The sequence below is a fragment of the Mesorhizobium sp. M0030 genome, assembly GCF_040323695.1.
GTDB lineage: Bacteria > Pseudomonadota > Alphaproteobacteria > Rhizobiales > Rhizobiaceae > Mesorhizobium.
The window spans coordinates 173016-191656 of sequence record NZ_JAMYVE010000014.1; the positions used below are offsets into that span (position 1 = coordinate 173016).

The following is an 18641-nucleotide window of genomic DNA, read 5'->3' on the forward strand; positions in this document are numbered from 1 at the left end:
GGATCAGGCGGGGACCTTTTGCGCCGGCGCAAGCTCGTCGATGTCCCTCGCGACCGGAAGGTCGTCGAGGACGATGTCGCGCATCTCGGCCAGCGTGCGCTGGTCGAGCACCTCGGCGATCGCCTGCCGGACCTCGAGCATCAGATGTCGGACTTGGCATGTCGCCTCATTGCAGTCTTCACAGCGCTGATACTGGGTGCGGCTGGCGCAGGGGATGGGCGCCAGCGGTCCGTCGAGGACGCGCACGACATGGCCGACCTTGATCTCGTCGGCCGGGCGCGCCAGGCGATAGCCGCCATCCTTGCCCTTGCGGCTCTGGACGAAACCGGCATTGCGCAATTCGCCCAGAATGGCGTCGAGGAATTTCTTCGGGATGTTGTTGCCGCTGGCGATGTCGCCGACGAAGGCGAGCTGTCCCACCGGCAGATGCGCCAGATGGACCAGCGCCTTGAGGCCGTACTTGCCTTTTTTGGTGAGCATAGACCGAATGTTTCTCTGTCAGGCGATGGCCCAAACCATCGGTTGCGAAACGCCTGACGTGCCTCCCCGCCGCGTGCAAGCTGCTTCGACACATAAATTCTACTGACATGATATACAAGCCGAGAAACCTTGATTTTGCTTCGTTTTCACGCCGCAGGGGCCACTTTAGCAAGGCTTTGTGCCGTTACGGTCACAGCCAGCCGCGAGCGATTGCGGCGATGAACGGCGGCTCCTGCTCCCAATGTCGATAAGATTACTATACTTACCCTCGAACACGGGGAACGTGTTTTCAAATCAACCGTCTTTTACAGCATGGATTTGCGCCATTTGGGGCTTTGCCGGGAATTTTGGGTCGCAGCCCGCGGATCGGCGAACATGACTCCCGACAACTCGGGCGCCGCCCTGCGCCCGATATCAGGACGCCGCCTTGCCGCTCTGAGACCGGGCGGCCTTGGCGGCCACCGGCACGCCGCTTGACCGCAGCATCCAGCGGTGGCCGTCGCTGCGGAAGTCGGTGAGGCTCAACGGCTCGACATCGATCCTGCGGCAGGCCGCAAGCGGCGCGCCGAGCACCAAATCAGGCCTCTTCCGTAGCGAGGGTTGGCAGGACCACCAACTCTTCAGCACCTTTGGGGCGCCGTTTGCGTTTGTGCACGGTCCGACACGGGCCGGTCACCGCGCCCGCATCAGCCGTTGGTTTTTTTCTAACAAGTGCTTTTTCCTTGGAACGATTTAACTCTACAAGAATGATAGAATTAGCTGACTATGAACAGGCATCCGGTTTTTCTCATTTTTCATGGAGCCTTTCATGTCCAGCATTTCGCGACGCATTGTCCTCCTGTCGTCGGCAGCTTTGGCGGGTGCGGCCTTCCTCGGCCCGGCCCAGGCGCAGGACCTCAACATCACCATTGGCTACCAAACGGTGGTCGAACCTTCGAAAGTAGCACAGGCCGACGGCGCCTATGAAAAGGCGACCAAGGCAACGATCGACTGGCGTAAGTTCGATTCCGGTGCCGATGTCATCGCCGCCGTCGCATCCGGTTCGGTCGATATCGGCTATGTCGGCTCGAGTCCGCTGGCCGCGGCCGCCAGCCGCGAACTGCCGATCCAGACCATCTTTGTCGTCGGCCTGATCGGCCAGTCCGAGGCGCTGGTCGCCCGCAATGGATCCGGCATCGAGAAGATCGCCGACCTCGCCGGCAAGAAGGTGGCGGTGCCGTTCGTGTCGACCACGCATTACAGCCTGCTTGCCGCGCTGAAGCACGAAAACGTCGACCCGAAGTCGGTCGAAATCCTTAATCTCAGGCCACCGGAAATAGCCGCCGCCTTCGCCCGCGGCGACATAGACGCGGCCTATGTCTGGGATCCGGCGCTCGGCCAGATCAAGACGACAGGCAAGGTGGTGCTGGATTCCTCGCAGGTTGCCGCCTGGGGCGCGCCGACCTTCGACGCCTGGATCGTGCGCACCGACTTCGCCGAAAAGAACCCGGACGCCGTGCGCGATTTCGTCAAGGTGACCGGCGAATCCTATGCCCAGTTCCTGGCCAAGCCCGAGGCATGGTCGGTTTCGTCGCCGGAAGCGGCCAAGATCGCCAAGATCACCGGCGCCAAACTGGAAGAGGTGCCGCAGCTCCTCAAGGGTTACGTCTTCCCGACATTGGAGGAGCAGGCTTCCGACAAATTCCTCGGCGGCGGCACGGTCAAGGCGATGGAGGCAGCTTCGGCCTTCCTCAAGGAGCAGGGCAAGATCGACGCCGTGCTGCCCGACTATTCGAAATACGTGTCGTCGAAATACGTGACCGAGGCTCTGGCCTCGAACTGATCTTCAGTTTTACGCAATTCCGGACGGAAAACCGCTTCACACTTTTCCTGGAATTGCTCTGAACACGCGGTTTCCTCTTCCCTGACGCCGCGTGCTGCCTGTCCCGGATCCGCTTAACGAGGGCCGGGGCAGGCTGATTTTCTTCCGGAGCCCCTTTTCATGCCGCATCTCGTACTCGACCCGCATCTCGTACTCGACAAGGCCTCGGTTCACTATGACGGCCAAGCAGCGCCGGCGGTCGACCGAGTTTCCATCGATGTCGCCAAGGGCGATTTCGTCGTGCTGGTCGGCCGCTCCGGCTGCGGCAAGACCTCGCTGCTCAATGTCGCCGCCGGCCTGGTCGAACCCGCGCGCGGGGTCGCCACGATCGGCGGCAGACCGATCACCGGCCCAGGCTCCGACCGGGCGGTCGTGTTCCAGAACGATGCGCTGTTTCCCTGGCTGACGGCTCGTGAAAACGTCGGCTTTGCGCTCAGGCTGCGCGGCGTGCCGCAAGCCGAGCGGGCGCGCCGCGCCGACCAGTTGCTGGCGCTGGTCAAGCTTGACGGCGTCGGCGACAAACGCATCTGGGAATTGTCCGGCGGCATGCGCCAGCGCGTCGGCCTCGCCCGAGCGCTCGCGGCCGAGCCGGAATTCCTGCTGCTCGACGAACCGCTCGGCGCACTCGATGCGCTGACGCGCGAGCGCATGCAGACGACGCTGCTCGACCTGTGGACCGCAAGCCGGGTCGGCGTGCTGATGGTCACGCATGGCATCGAGGAGGCGCTGGTGCTGGCCACAAGCATCGTCGTTTTGGCGCCCGGACCGGGCCGCGTGGTGCGGACATTCGAGACCGGTTTCAGCCGGCGCTATGCCGCAGGCGAGCCGATCCGCACCATCAAGGCCGATCCGGCCTTTGCCGCGGCGCGCGGCGAGCTGACCGATGCGATCTTCGAAGGAGAGGTGGCATGAGCGTCACCTCCTACAGCGAGCGGCCGGCCACCGGGACCGGCGAGGCCGATGCCATTTCGGTGCCGTGGTCGCGGCCGGTGCGGAAGCGGCGCGGGGTTTCCTCGCGGGCGATCAGCGCCGTCACCATCCTGGTCGTGCTGGCGGCATGGGCGCTGTCTGCGCGCCTGCAACTGGTGTCGCCGGTGTTCCTGCCGTCGCCCGCCGCCGTGTGGACCAAGTTCATCGTGGTGATCAAGGACGGCTTCGTCGACGCGACTTTGCTGCAGCATATCGTCGCCAGCCTCGGCCGCGTGTTCGCGGCGCTGCTCGCGGCCATCGTCATCGGCGTTCCGGTTGGGCTGGCTATCGGCATTTCGACGGTCGGGCGCGGCATCTTCGATCCCTTGCTCGAATTTTTGCGGCCGATCCCGCCGCTCGCCTATCTGCCGCTGGTCATCATCTGGTTCGGCATCGGCGAGCCGTCAAAGATCCTGGTGATCGCCATTGCCATGCTGGCGCCGGTGGCGCTGTCGACGGCCTCGGGCGTGCGCGGTGTCTCAAAGGAGCGCATCGATGCGGCGCGTTCGCTTGGTGCGACGCAGCGCCAAGTGGTGCGCCATGTCATCCTGCCCAGCGCGCTGCCGTCGATCCTCACCGGCCTGCGCATCGCGCTCGGCGCCGGCTGGTCGACGCTGGTTGCAGCCGAGCTGGTGGCGGCAACGCGCGGCCTCGGCTTCATGATCCAGTCGGCCGCCCAGTTCCTGGTCACCGATGTCGTGGTGATGGGAATAGTGGTGATCGCGACAATAGCCTTCGTGCTGGAATTCATCATCCGCCGAATCGAGCGTCAGCTGGTTCCGTGGGCGGGAAAGGAATGACAACAAGTTCTGCCGGTTTGACCGGCTGCTTCCCTTCGCAGCACGGCGACCGCCGACCCCGGAACAGAAGGAGTGATGTCATGACCCAGTCCACCGCGGTGCTGTTCGCCCATCTCGGCAACTGGCTGCTCGCCTGGCGGGAGAACTCGTCGTCGCAGCCGCAGCCGAAATCGCCGGCCCCCGTGCAACTCGACGCCGAACGCGACCGCCTGCCGCCGCGCGACGAGGGATTTTACTGGGCCTGGCAGTATTGGTCGCAGTGAGGTGATGGAGATTAGCGCCAGCCTTCGCGATTTCGTCATCCTAGGGTGAAGCAAGGAGCGAAGCGACGCGGCGCAGACCCTAGGATCCATGCCGAGACGCTGATGCTACGCTCCAGGGGAGCAACAAACCGGGCGCCTACCACCCGGTTCCGCGAAACAGCTCAAACCACTCCGGATTGGCCTTCTCTATCAGTTCGATCTTCCACTGTCTCGGCCATCGCTTCAGCGACTTCTCGCGTTGAATGGCATCGGTGATGTCGAAGAATTCCTCATACCAGACCAGCCGTTGAACACCGTAGCGGCTGGTGAAGCCTGCGCCCTGGCCGGATTTGTGTTCAGGCATGCGGCGGGCGAGATCGTTGGTGACGCCGATGTAGATCGTGCCGCGTTTTTGGCTTGCAGTCATGTAGACGTAGTCGGTCATGGTTTCAGGGTATCGAGCCTCGGTTCGCGCACAAGCGACATTCTGATCCGTTCCACTCTACGGCAAACGTCACGGCATGGATCCTAAGGTCTGCGCCGCGTCGCTTCGCTCCTTGCTTCGCCCTAGGATGACGAGCGCTGGGTTCTGAAGAAAATATTTCCACGTCAAGCAGCCAACTCGCAAAATCGTTTCTCTACTAAATTTATAGACCTACCTAGCCTTGTCTCTCATCCACGGCAGGGAGCCCTTCCCGGCGCCGGTTCGCAGCGAAGGAAGAGGGATCATGTTCAGCCTGACCAGACGCGTTTTCGGCCTTGGCCTTTTGGCGGCGGGCATTGCTGCCTCGCTCAGTGCCTCGGCGCAGGAGTTGAAGCAGCTCAACATCGGCTATCAGAAGACCGGCCTGCCGGTCATCGCCCGGCAGCAGCAGGTGATCGAGAAGGCGCTGAGCGACAAGGGTGTCGCGGTGAAATGGGTCGAATTCACCGCCGGCCCGCCGCTGGTCGAGGCGCTCAATGTCGGCGCCATCGATGTCGGCTGGACCGGCGACGCACCGCCAATCTTCGGCCAGTCGGCCGGCGCCAACATCGTCTATGCGGCGGCACTGCCGGCCAATGGCGACGGCGAAGCGATCTTCGTCAAGCCGGCATCGCCGATCCAGTCGCTCGCCGACCTCAAGGGAAAGCGCATCGGCGTCGGCAAAGGCACCAGCGCGCACAATCTGCTGGTCGCGGCACTCGAAAAAGCAAACATCCCCTTCGACCAGATCACCCCGGTCTATCTCAGCCCGGCCGATGCTGCGGCGGCTTTCGCCAGCGACCAGATCGATGCCTGGGCGGTCTGGGATCCGTTCTACGCCATCGCCGAGACACGCTACCAGCCGCGCGTGCTGGCGCGCTCCAGCGAGGTGCTCAAGGTGAACACCTATTTCCTCGCCAACAAGGATTTTGCCAAGGCGCATCCGGAGACGATCACCACGACGATAGCGGCGCTCGGCGTGGCGGCGAAATGGGCGGACGCGAACCGCGACAAGGTCGCCGCGGCGCTGCATGAGGTGACCGGCGTGCCGCTCGACGCGCAGACGATCGCCGCCAATCGCACCAAATTCGGCATCTTCCCGATCACCGACGAGATCATCGCCGGCCAGCAGGCGACCGCCGATCGCTTCTACAAGCACAAGCTGATCCCGAATGCGGTGCGCATCTCCGACGCCGTGTGGACCGCACCGGGCAATTGATTTTTCACGTGCGGCGCCGGGGGGAAACGCCGGGCGCCTTTTGCCGTTTCACGCTTCAGGGATTTCGTCATGACCGCTCCAGACAATCCGCAAGCCAGCCCGCTCGATTTCTTCTGGTTCATCCCGACGCATGGCGACGGCTCCTATCTCGGCTCCGAACAGCAGCAGCGGCCGCCGGAGTTCGCTTACTTCAAGGAGATCGCACAGGCGGTCGACCGGCTCGGCTTTCCCGGCGTGCTTTTGCCGACCGGGCAGAATTGCGAGGATTCCTGGATCACCGCCTCCGGCCTTGCAGCGCTGACGGAAAAGCTCAAATTCCTGGTGGCGCTACGGCCCGGCGTGACGTTGCCCACCTTCGCGGCGCGCCAGACGGCGGCGCTCGACCGGCTGAGCAATGGCCGCCTGCTGCTCAATGTCGTGGTCGGCGGCAACCCGACCGAGCTTGCCGGCGATGGCGTGTTCCTGCCGCATGATGAGCGCTATGCGCAGGCGCAAGAGTTCCTGACCATCTGGCGCGCCCTGGTGTCGGGCGAGAGCGTCAACTTCAACGGCAAATATTACCGCGTCGACAATGGCCGCCTTGACCTTCTGCCGCAACAGGAGCGGCCGCCGCTCTATTTCGGCGGCTCGTCCGATGCCGGCCAGGAGCTCGCCGCCGATCTCGTCGATATGTACCTGACCTGGGGCGAGCCGCCGGCGCAGGTGGCGGAAAAACTCAGCGCGGCGCGCAAAAAGGCTGAACGGCGCGGCCGCAAACTGCGTTTCGGCATCAGGCTTCATTTCATCGTGCGCGAGACCGAGGAAGAGGCCTGGCGCGCCGCCGACCGGCTGATCAGCCACGTCACCGATGCCCAGATCGAAAATGCCCAGGCCCGCTTCACCAGGGAGATGGACTCTGTGGGACAGCGGCGCATGGCCGAACTGCATGGCGGCCGCCGCGACAGGCTGGTGGTTTCGCCCAATCTGTGGGCCGGCGTCGGCCTGGTGCGCGGCGGCGCCGGCACAGCTTTGGTCGGCTCGCCCGAGCAGATCGTCGAGCGCATCCGCGAGTATCAGGCGATCGGCATCGACACCATCATCGGCTCCGGCTACCCGCATCTCGAGGAAGCCTACCGCGTCGCCGAGCTTCTGTTCCCGCGTCTCGGCCTGGGCACCAGGCGGGCACGGGCGCATGAGCACATCGCCAATGAATTCGCCGTCGGGTTTCACGGCGCCAACCGCCTTCAGGCGTCGTCATGAGCCTGGCTCAACGGGTCAAACAGAACGGCATCGGCTGGCTGCTGCCGGCGTTGGTCATAATTGGCTGGGAAGCCGCCAGCCGCGCCGGCGTGATGCCGGCCAATGTGCTGCCGGCGCCGAGCGCGGTGGCCGAGGCCTTCTGGCGGCTGACGCTGTCGGGCGAGCTGATACAGAACATCGGCGTCAGCACGCTGCGCGCGCTGGCCGGCTTTGCCATCGGCGGCTCGATCGGCTTTGCACTCGGCCTTGCCAACGGGCTGTCGGCGCTCAGCCGCGGCCTGACCGACACGACGCTACAGATGATCCGCAACATCCCGCATCTGGCGCTGATCCCGCTGGTCATCCTGTGGTTCGGCATCGACGAGGAAGCAAAACTGTTCCTGGTGGCGCTCGGCGTGTTCTTCCCGATCTACGTCAACACGCTGCTCGGCATCCAGAGCGTCGACCCGCATCTGGTCGAGATGGGCCGGGTCTACGGCATGGACCGCCGCGCGTTGTTTTTTCAGGTGATCCTGCCCGGCGCGCTGCCGGCGATCTTCGTCGGCCTGCGCTATGCCTTAGGCATCATGTGGCTGACGCTGATCGTTGCCGAAACCATCTCGGCCAGTTCCGGCCTCGGCTACATGGCCATGCAGGCACGCGAATTCCTGCTGATCGATGTCGTCGTGCTGTCGATCCTGATCTATGCGCTGCTCGGCAAGCTTGCCGACAGCTTCGCCCGCCTGCTCGAGCGGCTGTCGCTCGGCTGGCATCCCGCCTTCCAGAACGCCTGAGGGTTCGATGCCAACCGCCAGCCTGACCGCCATCCGTTCCTTCGTCGCCGCGCCGGAACCGTCACGGCCGGAGGAGGCCGTCGACAGGCAGCGCGCCTTTGCCTTCAAGGGCGTGGAAAAGCGCTTTGGCGACAAGGTCGTGCTCGACGGCATCGATCTCGATGTGCCCGTCGGACAGTTTGTGGCCGTCATCGGCAAGAGCGGCTGCGGCAAGAGTACGCTGTTGCGGCTGCTGGCCGGGCTCGATCGGCCAACCGCTGGATCCCTTACATTCGGGCCGGAGGCGAAGGCCGGCGCCGGGGAAGAGAGCCGCTTCATGTTCCAGGAGCCGCGGCTGTTGCCCTGGGCCAGCGTGGTGAAAAACGTCGAGGTCGGGCTGACCGGGCTTGCCACCGGTGCGGAAGCCAGGCGGCGCGCGCTCGCCATCCTGGGTGAAGTCGGCCTCGCCGACCGCGCCGACGAATGGCCCTCGGTGCTGTCGGGCGGCCAGAAGCAGCGCGTGGCGCTGGCGCGTGCACTGATCGGACAGCCAAAGATTCTGGCGCTCGACGAGCCGCTCGGCGCACTCGATGCGCTGACCCGCATCGAAATGCAGCAGCTTCTGGAACGCATCTGGCTGGAGCAAAAATTCACCGCCGTGCTGGTCACGCATGACGTCGCCGAGGCGGTTGCGCTCGCCGACCGGGTGGTGGTGATCGACGAGGGCCGCATCGCGCTCGATCTCGACGTGTCGGTGGCGCGGCCGCGCCGGCGCGGTTCGGTCGAGCTTGCCAGGCTGGAGGGAAGGATTCTGGATCAGCTGTTCGGGTAGTGCTGTCGCGGGCAGGGCATTCTATCCGAGCCGGATAGATAGGTAACAGAATGGACCGGCAATATGGGGTGGCTGTTTTCTTGCTCGCCGGGTTGTGCCTGTTTGCGACTGCGGGTTTGACCAGCGCCTTCCCCCACTCCGTCTTTCCTCTCCCCCGTCGATCGGGGGAGAGGTGTCGAGCGAAGCTCGACGGAATGGGGGTCGATCTGTGTGGGTCGATTTTTCGTCGCAACTCACCCCCGCGAACGGCTCGCCCATACCAGCCCGGCGAAACCGACCAGCATGGTCACGATGCCGATATAGAGCCATTGCGACTGGCCGGTCATGAAACTGCCGCCGACCACGCCAATGCCCTGCAGCGACCACAGCGCGCCAATGGCGAGCACGATCAGCGCCAGCAGATATCTGAACAGTCTCATCGCCAAGATTCCTTTCCGAAGTCGATCGTCAACTGCGCCATGACCGTGATGACAGAGCGAAAGGACGGCGCCCAATCGCGCTCTCTTCTACTTGTACTATAACGTCCTGCCTTGCTCACGGAATCTGTGAAACAGCTCGCAATATCGCCGGAGATACGGCTGCGCCACACGAAAGATGCCTGACAAACTGTTTCCCAGCGACTCCAAACGTGTGCCGGTGCCACGGAACTGCCCGATGATTGCCGCATTTCCTGCCTTATTCGACACTTAACGGCTGGGGTCTGTCGAAAACGGAGCCAATCCCCCCAACATGAAGAAAACAAACCAGACCGCGCTTGTCGCGGTAACGATCGCGGCTGGCCTAATGGTCGGTGCATCCGCCTCCTCCGCCGCTGGCCAGTGCGGCCGCGCCTCTTGGTACGCACTGCATTCCAGGACCGCCAATGGCGAACGCATGAACCCGTCGGCGCTGACCGCCGCGCACCGCAGCCTGCCTTTCGGCACCAAGTTGAAAGTGACCAACCAGAATAATGGCCGCAGCGTCATCGTGCGCATCAACGACCGCGGCCCGTTCATCAAAGGGCGCGTGCTCGATCTGTCCAAGGGCGCCGCCGGCCAACTCGGCTTCATCGGCTCCGGCCATACCTCGGTGTGCATGGCGCGCGTCTAGATCTGTCCAAGTCCGGCCCGATCGGGCCGGACGCATCCCTGCCCCGTTGTCCAACAGCCTTGCATTTTGCAGTGCACATTGAGCCGGCTGCACCCGCCCAACGCGGTTTCTCAAGGCCTCGGACGAAAGATTGGCATATGTCACGCCACGTGATGTATTGCATCGCAGCAATATCTTGTTAACCTCCGCGCGAGACATTCAAGGCTCGGCGCTGTCCGTCGTCCCTTCGGTCACGGCAGCTGCGGAGTACCTGATGTTCTACCAGCTCTATGAAATGAACCATGCCGCCCTGCAGCCCGCCCGGCTTTATGCCGATGCAGTGCGGCTGTTCTACACCAACCCGCTCAATCCGTTTTCGCATACGCCGTGGGGCCGCTCGGTCGCTGCCACCGCCGAACTGTTCGAGCGCACAACGCGCCGCTACAGCAAGCCGCATTTCGGCCTGAGCAAGACCGTGGTCGACTGGAAGAGCGTCGAGGTCAGCGAAAAGACCGTGTGGTCGCGGCCGTTCTGCAATCTCACCCACTTCGAGCGGTCGGTGCCCGCCGGGCGCACGGCCGACCCCAAGCTTCTCATCGTGGCGCCGATGTCGGGCCATTATGCGACGCTGCTGCGCGGCACGGTCGAGGCGATGCTGCCCTATGCCGACGTGCACATCACCGACTGGGTCGATGCCCGCATGGTGCCGGTGACCGACGGCCATTTCGACCTCGACGATTATATCGACTACATCATCGACATGCTGCATGCGCTGGGGCCGGACACCCATGTGATGGCGGTGTGCCAGCCTTCGGTGCCGGTGCTGGCGGCGGTGGCGCTGATGGAAAAGCGCGGCGATCCCTTCGTGCCCTCGACCATGACCTTGATGGGCGGGCCGATCGACACCCGCCGCAATCCGACCGCGGTCAATCTGCTGGCCAAGGAAAAGGGCATCGACTGGTTCCGCGACAACGTCATCATGCACGCGCCCTGGCCGGTGCCGGGCTTCGGCCGCGAAGTCTATCCGGGCTTCCTGCAGCTGTCGGGCTTCATGAGCATGAACCTCGACCGCCACATCACCGCCCACAAGGACTTCTTCATGCATCTGGTCAAGCATGACGGCGACAATGCCGAGAAGCACCGCGATTTCTACGACGAATATCTGGCGGTGATGGACCTGACGGCGGAATTCTATCTGCAGACCGTCGACACGGTGTTCGTGCGCCATGCGCTGCCCAAGGGCGAGATGACGCATCGCGGCGAGGTGGTCGACACCAAGGCGATCCGCAATGTCGCGCTGTTCACGGTCGAAGGCGAGAACGACGACATTTCCGGTCTCGGCCAGACCCAGGCCGCCCACGATCTCTGCCCCAACATCCCGGCTGACCGGCATGCGCATTACATGCAGCCGGCCGTCGGCCACTACGGCGTCTTCAACGGGTCGCGATTCCGCTCGGAAATCGTGCCGCGCATCGTCGATTTCATCACCAGCTACGGCCGCCAGAACCGGGTTGCGGTGAAACCAAGGCTGGTCCGCTCCGCCAAAAGCTGAGGCTCGATCCGGCTGCAGCGTGCATTGCCCACAAAAGCGGGGCGATTTTGCGCGCCACAGGCGTTCTGTTGCACAATAGACGCTGTTGGGCGGGCGCGGGTAACCATGCCGAAGAATCTGGCTCCCCTTATAATTGACACGGAGTGTAAATCCCCTTTAACCTTTCGTTAAGAACAAGGGCGAACGGGGACAATGACTTCCTCACCGATGGCACGGACGCTGCGCTTGTGGGCGGCAGCAGGGCTGGCGATCTCTGCGTGCTGGGCAGTGCCGGCACTTGCAGGCGGCGCCATGGCGACGGGCGGCATGACCTCGCAGCCGATCGGCCACTATGATTTCTGTAAAACCCAGCCCGGCGAATGCTCGATCCGGCCGAGCAACCTCAACCCCGCCGCGATGACCGACGCCTTCATGCGCAAGCTGATCAACGTGACGTCAAGGGTCAACGCCGCCGTCAAGCCGATGAGCGACTACGACATCTATGGCAAGGACGAGGTCTGGGCCTATCCCGACAAGGGCGTCGGCGATTGCGAAGACTATGTGCTGGAAAAGCGCCGCCAGCTCTCGCGCTCTGGCGTGTCGCTGGCCGATCTCTTGATCACCGTCGTGCGCAAGCCGGACGGCGAAGGCCATGCCGTGCTGACCGTGCGCACCGACAAGGGCGACTACGTCCTCGACAATCTGACCGACAAGGTGAAGATCTGGGACGCCACCGGCTATCGCTTCCTCAAGCGGCAGGCCATCGACAACACCGGCCGCTGGGTCTCGATCCGCGGCGGCCAGCAGGTACTGGTCGGCGCGGTTCAGTAAGGACACGACGCTTTCGAACGAGCGGGATATCGGCCCGCGCGCCATCTTCAGGATGAGTCAGCGCCGCCCCCATCAACGCTGCGGAATAGGTGCCGGCGCAGCGGCTATCTCCCTTCCCCCGTCACTACGGGGAGAAGGTGCCGGCAGGCGGATGAGGGCAGCGCTGCCCTCGAAATCTTATCTCTCGAAACGCCTCCTCAAAAAATTTCGCTACCTGCGTGAACCAAACCGTCTCCAGCGGCGACACACAGCCGTAAACAGAAACCCAACCATGGAGACTTCAAATGACTGCTTTCCTGCGTAATGCTTTCCTCGCCGCCATCGCGGTATCGTCCCTGGCCGGATCCGCTATGGCCGACCAGACCGGCTGCGCCAAGAACAACCAGTGGGGCAATCGCTGTTGCGATCTCACCTCGGACTGCCTGGGTGGCGGTCGCGGCGGCGATCATGACAGCACTGGCGGCCGTGGCGGCCAGGCCGGCGCGAAGTAATCTCGCTATATGCCCGCTGGCTAACGGCCGGCGGGCATCGCCTTCAGGATGAAATGCCGGCGCTATTGATGAGCATTCGTGGCCTTGGCGCCGCCCTACTTACGCCGCTCCAGTGCCGCCCGGATCGAGCCGGTGATGCGGGCAAGCTCGGCTTCGTCCAGCTTCTCGATGTTTTCGGCCAACAGATTGGCCAACTCGGTGGCAGCAGGACTGAGGCCGGACGTATCGAGTCTCACCCGCGGATGTGAGGCCTCGGCCAGACGCGCCAGCTCTTCGGCATCGTCCCAGATGACGTTGAAATAGCCGATGATCTTCTGGATCAGCGTCCAGGTCGGCGCGCCGCGGCGGCCATGTTCCAGCGCCGACAGATAGGCGGCGCTGACTCCGATCGCCTGCGCCATGTCCTTCTGGCGCAAGCCGCGCTCGGCTCGAAGCGCCCGCAGTTTTTCGCCGAACGGCGTCATCAGCGGGTTCGCCTGAGCCGAACGTAGAGCGCGCCCGAACCGCCGTGGTTGCGGGCGGCGTGATCGTGGCTGGAGACCAGCGGCCGGAAGGCAGGCGTCGACAACCAGGCAGGCACGGCGCGCCGCAAGACGCCGTCGCCGCCCGACGACGACCCTTTTCCCGTAATGACTAGGACATAGCGGACCCCGCCGGCATGGGCCCGGTGCAGGAACGAAAACAGCAGCGAATAGGCCTCGTCCTGGGTCATGCCATGCAGATCGACGCGGCCTTCGATCGGCAGCCGGCCCTTCTTCAGCTTGTCCAATGTCGGCTCGTCCAGCGCGTGCGATACATGCTGCGCCTTCGGCTTGGCGGCGAGGACCGGACCGACAGCGACCGGCGTCTGTGCCGGCTTGGGGTCGACGACAATGTCGGGAATCTCGACCGCAGTCCGGCCCTTCAACGGTCGGGCGGTGCGCGCCACCAGGTTCCACAGCACCCGGTCGTCTTCATTGAGTTTATCGGGGCGCTTGTTCATCGATTCGATTCCGAAACGAGAGCGCGTGGAACCAAGGCATAGAAATCGGCCGCATTGCGAACGACGCCGGCGATCTCGCCGGCCGCATCGCCGGAGCCGGCGAACAGATCGCCCCGCGCCGGCCCGGTGATGGCCGAACCGGTGTCCTGCGCAATCATCAGCCGCCGGAACGGTTTTCCATCGAAGGCGGTCAGCGACGGAGCGTCGATGTAGAAGGGCGTGCCGAACGTATGCAGCAGCCGGTCGACGGCGAGCGAGCGGCCGGGCGTCAACGGCACCTTGGCGGCGGCGATAGGACCGAGTGCGGCATCGTCGACATCGGCTTCGCGAAAGAAGATGTAGGAGCGGTTCTGCCAGAGGATCTCGTCGACGCGATCCGGATGCGCCCTGAACCAGGCGCGGATAGACTGCATCGTCACTTTTTCCAGTCGGATTTCGCCGAGTTCGGCGAGAATCTTCCCCGGACCGCTGAAACGTTGGCCGGATTTGGCGGCGTAGGTGACGCGGCAAAGCCGGCCGTAGGTCATCTTCAGCCTGGCCGCACCTTGCACATGGATGAAGAAGACGTCGACCTTGTCGGCAAGCCAGGCGATTTCCAGGCCTTGGCCGGCCAGCGCGCCTCTCTCGATCTCACTGCGGTCGAAATACTCCACCAGGCCCTGCGGCGTATCGCGGGCGAAGGCGAGATAGTCGTCCATCCCTCGAGGACGGTTGGCATCATCGATGTCGACGAGATCGGAAGGCCGCGCCAGCAGCGGCACCGTGAATTCATCCGTGCGCACTGGTGAGGCCTCGGACTCGGGCTCGTAGAAGCCGGTGACCAGGCCGAGGTTTTCGGATCGAATCTGGACCGGGGCGAAATGGCGCTCGAAAAAAGCCTTGGCCGCCGACCGATTCGCCGGCGAAACGGTGCGCGCCTCGTCATAAGCGCCGGCAAACGCGTTGAACCGGACGCCCAACGAACCGGTGCGGTAGGGCTTGTTCAGGACATGAAAGGCCGAACGGCGGAAGGCTTCGAAAGCGGGCAGATGGTCATCGGAATTCCAACCGGGAAGATCATCGAAGGACTTTTCCACGAAAAGCGGCGAGAGCGACACCTCAGCCTCGCCACTGCCGATGTTTGCCTGCATGTCGCTATCCCAAAAAAGCTGCCCGCACCGGGCGACATGCATAGGCTCAGTCTTCTTCCTCGGTGGCGACCAGCTTCCAGTTCGGATCGCGCGAGCGTGTGTCGCGGGCGAAGGTCCAGACATCCTTGACCTCGGCCACCGTCTCGGGATCGCCATCGATGACGGCACCCGCCTTGTCGCGGGTCGCCGAAATCAGTTCGCTCACGATGCGCAGCGTGATGTGGGCCTCGCCGCCCTTCATCTCGGCCGAGACGATGTCGGCCTTGTCGATGCCGACGAAGGAGGACTGGATCTTTTCGGCTTTCGCCTCGCGGTCGCCAATCGCGGCAACGAAGCCGTCAAAAACCTCGCGCGACAACAGGTTCTTCAGCGTTTTTCGGTCGCCATCGGCATAGGCCATGACGATCATCTCGTAGGCCAGCTTGGCGCCGTCGACGAAGACTTTGGGGTCGAAGGAGGGATCATTATCCTTGATCGCGCGCAGGCCCTTGTTGAGGTCGGTGTCGGGCTTGGCGAAGGCATCGATGGCCGCGTAGGTCTCGGCAGCCGTCTCGCCCGGCATGCGCTTGCGTGGCAGCGAAACCACATTTTCGGGCTTCTGGGTCGCGTCCTTCTCGGTGCGGCTGGCCGTGTACGGATCGAAGGGCGGGCGCTCGCTGCCCGTGCGGCGGCCAAGCACGTTGCGCAGCTGGAAAAAGATCACCACCGCCGCAATCAGAAAGAAAATGGTGCCGAAGTCGAAGAATCCCATATCTTTCGCCAATCAATCCCTGACCTGGCCGGGACCGCCAGCCAATCGGGCGGCGGTCGCATGGCGTTAAACATGCAAAGCATATAGAACGCATGGCGCAATCATTCAAATCAAAGGCAGGCATACCTATCTAACGGCCTCAGTGCCAGCGGCGATTATGCGCCGCCCGGCAAACATGGAAACGATCGGTCAAGACTTGCGCATTTCCTTCCTTCCTCTGTTCCTGCTTGCGCTGCCGTTGCTGGAAATCGCCGGTTTCGTCATTGTCGGCCGCGAGGTCGGGGCGCTCGCCACGGTCGGCCTGGTGCTGGCTTCAAGCATTGCCGGCGTGCTTCTGCTCCGGCACCAGGGTTTTGGTGTCATGGCGCGGGTCCGCGCCGAGATGGCCGGCGGCGGCGACCCCAGCCGCCAGCTCGCGCATGGCGCCATGATCGTGGTCGCCGCCATCCTGTTGATCATCCCCGGCTTCATTACCGATATTATCGGCCTGCTGCTGTTCCTGCCGCCGGTGCGCGACCTTGCCTGGCGCAGGCTCAAGGGCCGCATCGTCGTCGCGACCGATTTCACCGCCGGCGGTTTTCGCGGTAGGTCGCGCGACAAGGTCATCGACCTCGACGACGGCGACTATTCGCGCGAGGACGATTTCAAGCGCGGTCCCGACCATAACTCGCCGTGGCGCCGCCTGAAGGACGACTGACCGTCGCCTTGAGGACGACTGAGGCTACATCGACCCCTTCGGCCTGAAGGCGGCAAACCTTGTCTTGTCATGCCGACCATGCTAGCCAACGCCCGATTTCAATTCGGTCAGCGCTGCTGTCCAGGCAAAAGGAACAAGGCTCATGGCCAGCAAAGATGACGCGCCGGTCGGCGCCGCCAACGGCAACGGCGAAACGGCGCAGCCCTCGCTCAACGTGCTTGCCCAGTATGTGAAGGACCTGTCCTTCGAAAGCCCCGGCGCGCCGAACTCGCTGCGCGGCCGCGACAAGGCCCCAGGCATTGCGATCAACGTCAATGTCAATGCCAACCCGCTCTCCGACAAGCAGTTCGACGTCAATCTGACCTTGAACGCCAAGGCGTCCTTCGACCAGGAAGTGCTGTTCAATGTCGAACTGGTCTATGGCGGCGTCTTCGCCATCGCCGGCTTCCCGCAGGAGCACATGCTGCCGATCCTGTTCATCGAATGCCCGCGGCTTTTGTTCCCGTTCGCCCGCCAGATCATCGCCGAAGCCACCCGCAATGGCGGCTTCCCGCCGTTGATGCTCGACCCGATCGATTTTGCCCAGATGTTCCAGCAGAAGCTGGCCGAGGACCAGGCGGCATCGAAGGTCAAGGTGAGCTGAAGGCAAGCGTCACGCGCATGAGTTGAAAGCCCGGCTTCGTGCCGGGCTTTTTGTATACTGAGATGCTGGCGGGACAGCACCCCCTCTGCCTTGCCAGGCATCTCCCCCTCATCGCGACCTTCGCCAACTTTAGACGTTGCAGGAATGGGCTGGAGCGGCGAAGCTGCTGATCTCCCCCCTTGAGGGGGAGATGGCCGGCAGGCCAGAGAGGGGTGTGACGGAACGCTACCTCCGCGATCCGTTCACCCCGCCGCCACCTTCAGCCACAGCGCCTTTTCACCCAGCGTCGCCACCAGCCCCGCATGCGCCGCTCGCTCGCCCTCAGTCAGGCGCGGCGGCAGGGCGATTGGCCTGGCGGCGATCGAGATGTCGATGTCGGCAACGTCGCCATTGCTGTTGAGCTGCACCACGACCGCGTCGAGGACAAGTGCGGCCTGCTTGCCGCCGATGAGTTCGATGTAGACCTCGGCCAGGAGCTCGGAATCGAGCAGCGCGCCGTGCTTGGTGCGGTGGCCGTTGTCGATGCCGTAGCGGCGGCAGAGCGCGTCGAGCGAATTGGGGCCCATCGGATGCTTGCGCCGCGCCAGCGCCAGCGTGTCGACGACGCGCCCGGTGTCTATGGCCGGCTGGCCGAGCCGCCCGAATTCCGTGTTGAGGAAGCCGATGTCGAAATTGGCGTTGTGGGCGACGAGCTTGGCGCCGTCGGTGAAGGCGAGCCATTCCTCGGCGATTTCGGCAAAGGTCGGCTTGCCGACGAGGTCGGCGGCGCTGATGCCGTGCACGGCTTGCGCCTCGACATGGACGGCGCGCCCCTGCGGATTGATGAATTTGTGGAAGGTGCGGCCGGTCGGGAAGCGGTTGACCAGCTCGACGCCGCCAAGCTCGATGATGCGGTCGTCGCGCATGTCGAGTCCGGTGGTTTCGGTATCGAAAATGATCTCACGCATAGAATCAACTCACTCCTGGAGGAGTAGAATCATGGAGCGCAACAAAATGGCAATGGGCAATGCCGACAGCCTGCCGTCAGGAGCCTTATGGGCGCGACTTATCCCCCAGGAGTTAGCAGGCGAGCTCAGCGCCCTGAGAGCTCGGCAATGATCGCGCCGACCGCGCTGCGGGCGGCGTCCATGCCTTCACCGGTGTCGATGACGAAATCGGCCTGCCGGCGTTTTTCGGCATCGGGCACCTGCTTGGCCAGGATGGCCGCCAGCTTTTCCTCGCTCATATCAGGACGCGCCAGCACGCGGGCGCGCTGGATATTGGCCGGCGCGGTGACGACGACGACCTTGTCGACACGGTTGCGGCCGCCGGTTTCGAACAGCAGCGGAATGTCGAGCACGACGAGCGGCGCGGCGGCGGCGCGGTGCCTTGCCAGAAAGGCATCGGCATCGGCCCGCACCAGCGGATGGACGATCGCCTCCAATGTCTTCAGCGCAGCAGCGTTGCCGAGCACGCGGCGCGCCAACTCGGTGCGGTCGACCGAACCGGCAATCACGGTGCCGGGAAAGGCCGCCTCGACGAGAGGTGCTGCCTTGCCGGCATAGAGGCGATGCACGGTCTCGTCGGAGTCATGCACCGGCACGCCGGCGTCGACGAACATTTTCGCCGTCGTCGACTTGCCCATGCCGATCGACCCGGTGAGGCCAAGCACGATCATCAT

At 63.7% G+C, this 18641-nt stretch carries 24 protein-coding genes; 14 read left to right on the plus strand and 10 right to left on the minus strand.

Annotation, left to right across the window (positions count from 1 at the left end; translation table 11 throughout):
* Window positions 1-3 precede the first annotated feature (3 nt).
* Window positions 4-480 (minus strand): RrF2 family transcriptional regulator, encoded by a 477-nt coding sequence (locus NKJ80_RS25560; RefSeq protein ID WP_023672084.1) that lies wholly within the window; start codon window positions 478-480, stop codon window positions 4-6.
* 414 nt (window positions 481-894) lie between these two features.
* Window positions 895-1056 carry a hypothetical protein gene (locus NKJ80_RS25565; protein ID WP_023706948.1) on the minus strand — a complete coding sequence of 54 codons (162 nt, stop codon included), beginning with the start codon at window positions 1054-1056 and terminating at the stop codon, window positions 895-897.
* A gap of 232 nt (window positions 1057-1288) precedes the next feature.
* Here NKJ80_RS25565 and tauA point away from each other — a divergent pair, with 232 nt between their 5' ends.
* The 4 genes from tauA (at window position 1289) to NKJ80_RS25585 (ending at window position 4373) form a co-directional block, all read left to right on the plus strand.
* Window positions 1289-2302, plus strand: coding sequence for a taurine ABC transporter substrate-binding protein (tauA, locus tag NKJ80_RS25570; RefSeq protein ID WP_023672086.1), 1014 nt, complete (start codon window positions 1289-1291; stop codon window positions 2300-2302).
* Between the two features lie 159 nt (window positions 2303-2461).
* On the plus strand, window positions 2462-3253 hold the full coding sequence (locus tag NKJ80_RS25575; RefSeq protein ID WP_023672087.1) for a taurine ABC transporter ATP-binding protein: 792 nt from the start codon (window positions 2462-2464) through the stop codon (window positions 3251-3253).
* Window positions 3250-4110, plus strand: a complete 861-nt coding sequence (locus NKJ80_RS25580; RefSeq protein ID WP_023672088.1) for an ABC transporter permease subunit — start codon at window positions 3250-3252, stop codon at window positions 4108-4110. Before NKJ80_RS25575 ends, NKJ80_RS25580 begins: the two co-directional genes overlap by 4 nt.
* 80 nt (window positions 4111-4190) lie before the next feature.
* Entirely contained in the window at window positions 4191-4373 is a 183-nt protein-coding gene (locus NKJ80_RS25585; protein WP_023672089.1) for a hypothetical protein, read from the plus strand.
* 136 nt (window positions 4374-4509) lie between these two features.
* Here the strand turns inward: NKJ80_RS25585 and NKJ80_RS25590 are convergent, their stop codons facing one another.
* Window positions 4510-4797: a GIY-YIG nuclease family protein gene (locus NKJ80_RS25590; RefSeq protein WP_352498543.1), complete on the minus strand. Its 288-nt coding sequence runs from the start codon at window positions 4795-4797 to the stop codon at window positions 4510-4512.
* Window positions 4798-5080: 283 nt separating this feature from the next.
* Here NKJ80_RS25590 and NKJ80_RS25595 point away from each other — a divergent pair, with 283 nt between their 5' ends.
* From NKJ80_RS25595 to NKJ80_RS25610, 4 genes are all read left to right on the plus strand, one after another.
* Entirely contained in the window at window positions 5081-6034 is a 954-nt protein-coding gene (locus NKJ80_RS25595) for a sulfonate ABC transporter substrate-binding protein (protein WP_352498544.1), read from the plus strand.
* A gap of 69 nt (window positions 6035-6103) precedes the next feature.
* A complete protein-coding gene (gene ssuD, locus NKJ80_RS25600; protein ID WP_352498545.1) occupies window positions 6104-7273 on the plus strand; it encodes an FMNH2-dependent alkanesulfonate monooxygenase in 1170 nt (389 codons plus the stop codon).
* On the plus strand, window positions 7270-8046 hold the full coding sequence (locus tag NKJ80_RS25605) for an ABC transporter permease subunit (RefSeq protein WP_023706945.1): 777 nt from the start codon (window positions 7270-7272) through the stop codon (window positions 8044-8046). Before ssuD ends, NKJ80_RS25605 begins: the two co-directional genes overlap by 4 nt.
* A 7-nt stretch (window positions 8047-8053) precedes the next feature.
* Entirely contained in the window at window positions 8054-8857 is an 804-nt protein-coding gene (locus NKJ80_RS25610) for an ATP-binding cassette domain-containing protein (protein WP_352498546.1), read from the plus strand.
* A 233-nt stretch (window positions 8858-9090) separates the two neighbouring features.
* Here the strand turns inward: NKJ80_RS25610 and NKJ80_RS25615 are convergent, their stop codons facing one another.
* Window positions 9091-9276 carry a hypothetical protein gene (locus NKJ80_RS25615; RefSeq protein WP_023710328.1) on the minus strand — a complete coding sequence of 62 codons (186 nt, stop codon included), beginning with the start codon at window positions 9274-9276 and terminating at the stop codon, window positions 9091-9093.
* A 310-nt stretch (window positions 9277-9586) separates the two neighbouring features.
* On the opposite strand from NKJ80_RS25615, the gene NKJ80_RS25620 reads away from it, so the two are divergent.
* From NKJ80_RS25620 to NKJ80_RS25635, 4 genes are all read left to right on the plus strand, one after another.
* Complete coding sequence (locus NKJ80_RS25620) at window positions 9587-9946, plus strand: septal ring lytic transglycosylase RlpA family protein (RefSeq protein WP_023672096.1); 360 nt, start codon at window positions 9587-9589, stop codon at window positions 9944-9946.
* A gap of 253 nt (window positions 9947-10199) precedes the next feature.
* Entirely contained in the window at window positions 10200-11477 is a 1278-nt protein-coding gene (locus NKJ80_RS25625) for a polyhydroxyalkanoate depolymerase (protein WP_352498547.1), read from the plus strand.
* A 192-nt stretch (window positions 11478-11669) separates the two neighbouring features.
* Window positions 11670-12287, plus strand: a complete 618-nt coding sequence (locus tag NKJ80_RS25630) for a transglutaminase-like cysteine peptidase (protein WP_023672098.1) — start codon at window positions 11670-11672, stop codon at window positions 12285-12287.
* Between the two features lie 284 nt (window positions 12288-12571).
* The gene (locus tag NKJ80_RS25635) at window positions 12572-12778 is read left to right on the plus strand and encodes a hypothetical protein (RefSeq protein ID WP_023672099.1); all 207 of its coding nucleotides are present in this window, start codon (window positions 12572-12574) and stop codon (window positions 12776-12778) included.
* A gap of 95 nt (window positions 12779-12873) precedes the next feature.
* Here NKJ80_RS25635 and NKJ80_RS25640 read toward each other — a convergent pair whose 3' ends face one another.
* The 4 genes from NKJ80_RS25640 to NKJ80_RS25655 all read right to left on the minus strand — a co-directional run bounded on the left by NKJ80_RS25640 (window position 12874) and on the right by NKJ80_RS25655 (window position 15641).
* Window positions 12874-13242 carry a helix-turn-helix domain-containing protein gene (locus tag NKJ80_RS25640; protein ID WP_023672100.1) on the minus strand — a complete coding sequence of 123 codons (369 nt, stop codon included), beginning with the start codon at window positions 13240-13242 and terminating at the stop codon, window positions 12874-12876.
* The gene (locus tag NKJ80_RS25645) at window positions 13242-13760 is read right to left on the minus strand and encodes a Smr/MutS family protein (protein WP_023692923.1); all 519 of its coding nucleotides are present in this window, start codon (window positions 13758-13760) and stop codon (window positions 13242-13244) included. The genes NKJ80_RS25640 and NKJ80_RS25645 overlap by 1 nt, the downstream gene beginning before the upstream one ends.
* Window positions 13757-14857, minus strand: a complete 1101-nt coding sequence (mltA, locus tag NKJ80_RS25650; RefSeq protein ID WP_352498551.1) for a murein transglycosylase A — start codon at window positions 14855-14857, stop codon at window positions 13757-13759. The genes NKJ80_RS25645 and mltA overlap by 4 nt, the downstream gene beginning before the upstream one ends.
* 79 nt (window positions 14858-14936) lie before the next feature.
* Window positions 14937-15641: a Tim44/TimA family putative adaptor protein gene (locus NKJ80_RS25655; protein WP_352498548.1), complete on the minus strand. Its 705-nt coding sequence runs from the start codon at window positions 15639-15641 to the stop codon at window positions 14937-14939.
* A 196-nt stretch (window positions 15642-15837) separates the two neighbouring features.
* Here NKJ80_RS25655 and NKJ80_RS25660 point away from each other — a divergent pair, with 196 nt between their 5' ends.
* Both NKJ80_RS25660 and secB read left to right on the plus strand, forming a co-directional pair.
* Window positions 15838-16338: an FxsA family protein gene (locus NKJ80_RS25660; protein ID WP_023714414.1), complete on the plus strand. Its 501-nt coding sequence runs from the start codon at window positions 15838-15840 to the stop codon at window positions 16336-16338.
* A gap of 142 nt (window positions 16339-16480) precedes the next feature.
* Window positions 16481-16981 carry a protein-export chaperone SecB gene (gene secB, locus NKJ80_RS25665; RefSeq protein ID WP_023672105.1) on the plus strand — a complete coding sequence of 167 codons (501 nt, stop codon included), beginning with the start codon at window positions 16481-16483 and terminating at the stop codon, window positions 16979-16981.
* 242 nt (window positions 16982-17223) lie between these two features.
* Here the strand turns inward: secB and dnaQ are convergent, their stop codons facing one another.
* Together dnaQ and coaE are read right to left on the minus strand one after the other, a co-directional pair.
* Complete coding sequence (dnaQ, locus tag NKJ80_RS25670) at window positions 17224-17928, minus strand: DNA polymerase III subunit epsilon (protein ID WP_023672106.1); 705 nt, start codon at window positions 17926-17928, stop codon at window positions 17224-17226.
* A 125-nt stretch (window positions 17929-18053) separates the two neighbouring features.
* Complete coding sequence (gene coaE, locus NKJ80_RS25675; RefSeq protein WP_023687592.1) at window positions 18054-18638, minus strand: dephospho-CoA kinase; 585 nt, start codon at window positions 18636-18638, stop codon at window positions 18054-18056.
* Window positions 18639-18641: the final 3 nt, after the last annotated feature.